The 4381-nt window shown below is 54.6% G+C and carries 4 protein-coding genes and 1 rRNA gene; all 5 read right to left on the bottom strand.

The window, feature by feature from the left end:
- A 16S ribosomal RNA gene (locus B7L09_RS32170) occupies positions 1-73 on the bottom strand; the annotation flags it as partial.
- A 545-nt stretch (positions 74-618) separates the two neighbouring features.
- Entirely contained in the window at positions 619-1239 is a 621-nt protein-coding gene (gene msrQ / locus B7L09_RS22050; protein ID WP_094470634.1) for a protein-methionine-sulfoxide reductase heme-binding subunit MsrQ, read from the bottom strand.
- On the bottom strand, positions 1239-2252 hold the full coding sequence (gene msrP, locus B7L09_RS22045) for a protein-methionine-sulfoxide reductase catalytic subunit MsrP (protein WP_094470633.1): 1014 nt from the start codon (positions 2250-2252) through the stop codon (positions 1239-1241). Before msrP ends, msrQ begins: the two co-directional genes overlap by 1 nt.
- A 63-nt stretch (positions 2253-2315) precedes the next feature.
- On the bottom strand, positions 2316-3173 hold the full coding sequence (pssA, locus tag B7L09_RS22040; RefSeq protein ID WP_094470632.1) for a CDP-diacylglycerol--serine O-phosphatidyltransferase: 858 nt from the start codon (positions 3171-3173) through the stop codon (positions 2316-2318).
- A 145-nt stretch (positions 3174-3318) separates the two neighbouring features.
- Positions 3319-4335 carry a ketol-acid reductoisomerase gene (ilvC, locus tag B7L09_RS22035; RefSeq protein ID WP_007948647.1) on the bottom strand — a complete coding sequence of 339 codons (1017 nt, stop codon included), beginning with the start codon at positions 4333-4335 and terminating at the stop codon, positions 3319-3321.
- Between the last annotated feature and the right edge of the window lie 46 nt (positions 4336-4381).

The following is a 4381-nucleotide window of genomic DNA, read 5'->3' as shown; positions in this document are numbered from 1 at the left end:
TCTACCGCTCGACTTGCATGTGTTAGGCCTGCCGCCAGCGTTCAATCTGAGCCATGATCAAACTCTTCAGTTCAAACATCTTTGGGTTTTTAAGAAACCCTAAACTTGGCTCAGCAATCGTTGGTTACATCTTTGATTTCTCGCGGAGTAACTTGTGATGCTGATAATCTTGTTGACTATCAGTCTGACTCCACAAGCACCCACACGAATTGCTTGATTCAGTTGTTAAAGAGCGGTTGGTTAAGATCTTTCGTCTCAACCGAGGCGCGCATTCTACAGCAGCCTCATTTGCTGTCAAGTGATTATTTTCAGAAGTTTTCGAAGAATTCTTCAACAACTTCAACCACTTGCGCTTCCGATCTCTCGTTAGCGGGAGGCGAATTCTACAGCGTTACACGCTGCTGTCAACACCTCTTTTTCTCCGCTTTCGACCGAGAGGATCGAAACGTTAATAGAGCCAAACAACACTGCCCTACCAACTCCTTCTGGGCTTCGATGAACTGAAGCAACTCGCTGTCGAACCCTGCGTAACTCTTTGTTTACCAAGGAGTTTTCCGTTTCGACTGCGCCGGAAGTGGGGCGAATTATAGACTTCCAGAATCTGCCGTCAACNCCTATTTANGCTTTTCTCGTAGAAAGTGCCTTTTTGGCTATTAAACGCGGAAGTCGACGGGCCACAGGCGGGATGCGCAACACTAATAGCAGCGCACCTATAGAAGCATAGATAGCCCATTCCTTAAGATCGGCACGAACGATCCACAACATATGCAGCAAACCAAGCCCAAGAATCACATACACCAGACGATGCAGCTTCTTCCAACGGCTGCCGAGCCGACGCTGGCTATAACGATTAGAAGTCACCGCCAATGCCAATAAACAGAGAAACCCCAACGTCCCGACAATGATGTACGGCCGTTTGCGCAACTCGACACCCAGCTGAGACCAATCAAATCCAAGAATGAACGCCGTGTAGCCGCTCAGATGCAGAACCACATAAGCGAAACACCACAACCCCAGCTGTCGGCGCACAGCAATCCACCCCGCCCAACCGGTGAGCTTCTGCAGAGGCGTCATGCTTAACGTTATCAGCAGCAGGATAAGTGTCCCCAGCCCCAGACGATCAACCAGCACCTTGCCCGGATCAGGACCTAAAACATCCTGCCAGGCCTGATACAACCAAAACAGCGGCCAGACCGCAGCCGCTATAAAGACGCCAACGCGCCAGATCGGATAACGCATCAGTAGTTCTTCCGCAAATCGAGGCCTGTATAAAGAGAGGCGACCTCATCCGAGTAGCCATTGAACATCTGCGTCTCGCGCACATTGGGCTTGAACAAGCCGCTCGGCAGACGACGCTCCCGCGCCTGGGTCCAGCGAGGATGGTCGACTGTAGGATTCACGTTGGCGTAGAAGCCGTATTCATCCGCGGCAATGCTCTGCCAAGTGGTTTTTGGTTGTTCGCTGACCAGACTGATCCGCACGATGGATTTCACNCTCTTGAATCCATACTTCCACGGCACCACCAAACGCAATGGCGCACCGTTCTGGTTAGGCAACTCACGCCCATACATGCCAACCGCAAGGATCGCCAACGGATTCATCGCCTCATCCAGACGCAAACCCTCTACATAGGGCCACTCGATCAAGGCAAAACCAGAGCGCTGCCCAGGCATGCTCTTGGGATCCTGCAGCGTTTCGAAGCGGATGAACTTGGCCTTCGCTGTCGGCTCGACCTGCTTCAGCAACGCCGAGAGCGGAAAACCAATCCAGGGAATAACCATCGACCAGGCCTCAACACAGCGAAGACGATAAATCCGCTCCTCCAGCTGATAAGGCTTCATGAAATCTTCCAGCGCATACCGCCCCGGCTTACCCACCTCTCCATCCACCACCACGGTCCAAGGCTCAGTCTTCAGCGAGCCGCCATTGGCGGCAGGGTCGCCCTTATCCGTGCCGAACTCATAGAAGTTGTTGTAGTGGGTTGCATCCTTGAAGGGCGTGATCGCCTCATCCTTGACGTTGACTGCCCCCCATTTAGTAGAAGGAAGCTTTTCGGCAAACCAGGAAGGCGCCTTCCCAGGTTCGACATCTGCGTAACGAGCGGCTTCGTCAGCACTGGCCCAGCGCGGCAGACTGCTCACCGCCAGACCGGCAACGGCTGCACCCAGCAAATTGCGTCGAGAAAGGTAGAAGGATTCAGGCGTGACATCCGACTCATGGCAGTCAGACGCTTTGGGGATCTTGATTAACATGGCAACTCCGCAGCATTGGAGAACTGATGCACCAATAGACTGCGGAGTATGNGGGAAATTACATCACTCGGCGTTTTTGTGCCGACGAAGATGCAACAGGTATTGCACCGGACCAGACGCCGCGTAAGCGAGGAAAACCAGCAGCAGAATGCGCGGCGGATCACTGAAGACCACGGCAAACACCAGCACTACCGCGAGGATCGCGACAAAAGGCACGCGCCCCTTGAGGTCAAACTCCTTGAAGCTGTTGTACTTGATGTTACTGACCATCAACATCCCGGCCGCCGCAACCATCAAGGCCACCAGGAAAGACATCTTCGATCCCTGTATCCCGTAGTCACTGAACGCCCAGACGATACCCGCCACCACTCCCGCAGCAGCCGGACTGGCCAGACCGATGAAGTAGCGTTTATCCGCAGTGCCGACTTGCGTATTGAAGCGCGCCAGGCGCAACGCTGCACCCGCGACATAGATAAAGGCAACCATCCAGCCGACCTTACCCATATCACCCAGCGCCCAAGCGAACGCCAGCAGTGCAGGCGCCACACCAAAGGCGACCATGTCCGACAACGAGTCGTACTCGGCACCGAAGGCGCTTTGGGTATTGGTCATGCGCGCGACACGACCATCAAGGCCGTCGAGCACCATGGCCACGAAAATCGCAATCGCGGCAAACGCGAAATACTTGCTCGCGCCAATTGAATCACCGGCACTCAAGGCACTCTGGGCGCTCATCGAACTGATGATGGAATAAAACCCTGCGAACAGGTTCGCGGTGGTGAACAGATTGGGCAGGAGATAGATGCCACGATGCCGGACCTTGCGGCCTTCCGCGTCATGCCCTTCTTCGACATGTTCATCGATCGGTAGCAGGCTATCGGCGCCAGAAGCCTGGCTTGGCTCGTCGGGACGTTCGCTCATGGACTTTACCTTGCAACGGTGTGAAAAAATTCGACAAATACTTGCGGCGAGTGTTCGCCCGCAAACGATGCAGCTTTATACCAGAACCTGCCTCCCAAACGAAAAAACGCGGCCTAAGCCGCGTTTTTTTNTANANGTGNACGACTTAGTTTTTGGCTTTGTCGACGATCTTGTTGGCACCGATCCACGGCATCATGGAGCGCAGTTGCTCGCCGATGATTTCGATACCGTGAGCGGCGTTGTTACGACGCTTGGCGGTCATCGAAGGGTAGCCGGTTGCGCCTTCGCTGATGAACATTTTGGCGTATTCACCGTCCTGAATACGTTTCAGGGCGTTGCGCATAGCCTGACGGGACTCGGCGTTGATGACTTCCGGGCCAGTCACGTACTCGCCGTATTCGGCGTTGTTGGAGATCGAGTAGTTCATGTTGGCGATACCGCCTTCGTACATGAGGTCAACGATCAGCTTCAGTTCGTGCAGGCATTCGAAGTAGGCCATTTCCGGCGCGTAGCCAGCTTCAACCAGGGTTTCGAAACCGGCTTTAACCAGTTCAACGGTACCGCCGCACAGAACAGCTTGCTCGCCGAACAGGTCGGTTTCGGTCTCGTCCTTGAAGGTGGTTTCGATGATGCCGGTACGACCGCCACCAACACCCGCTGCGTAGGACAGTGCAACGTTTTTGGCGTTGCCCGAAGCGTCCTGGTAGATCGCGATCAGGTCAGGAATACCGCCGCCTTTGACGAACTCGGAACGCACGGTGTGGCCCGGTGCTTTCGGCGCGATCATGATCACGTCGAGGTCGGCACGCGGCACAACCTGGTTGTAGTGAATCGCGAAGCCGTGGGAGAAGGCCAGGGTTGCGCCCTTCTTGATGTTCGGCTCGATTTCGTTCTTGTACAGCGCGGACTGGAACTCGTCCGGGGTCAGGATCATGACCAGGTCGGCAGCAGCAACAGCGGAAGCAACGTCGGTTACTTTCAGGCCGTGAGCTTCGGCTTTGGCAACAGTGGCCGAGCCTTTACGCAGGCCAACAGTCACGTCAACGCCGGAATCTTTCAGGTTGCACGCTTGAGCGTGGCCCTGGGAACCGTAGCCGATGATGGCGACTTTTTTGCCCTGGATGATCGACAGGTCACAATCTTTTTCGTAATAAACTTTCATGAGGTTCCTCTATATATCCAGGCCGTTAGGCCATTCACTAATTTGG

It is taken from the genome of Pseudomonas mandelii, assembly GCF_002251635.1.
GTDB classification, from domain to species: Bacteria; Pseudomonadota; Gammaproteobacteria; order Pseudomonadales; family Pseudomonadaceae; genus Aquipseudomonas; species Aquipseudomonas mandelii_B.
Note: the sequence above shows the minus strand (reverse complement) of the source record. Positions and strands in the feature narration are given on the sequence as shown.

What these genes read in the sequence shown, in the direction of transcription:
- ilvC (WP_007948647.1), bottom strand. Translation starts at nt 4,335, where the DNA reads ATGAAAGTTTATTACGAAAAAGATTGTGACCTGTCGATCATCCAGGGC.
- pssA (WP_094470632.1), bottom strand. Translation starts at nt 3,173, where the DNA reads ATGAGCGAACGTCCCGACGAGCCAAGCCAGGCTTCTGGCGCCGATAGC.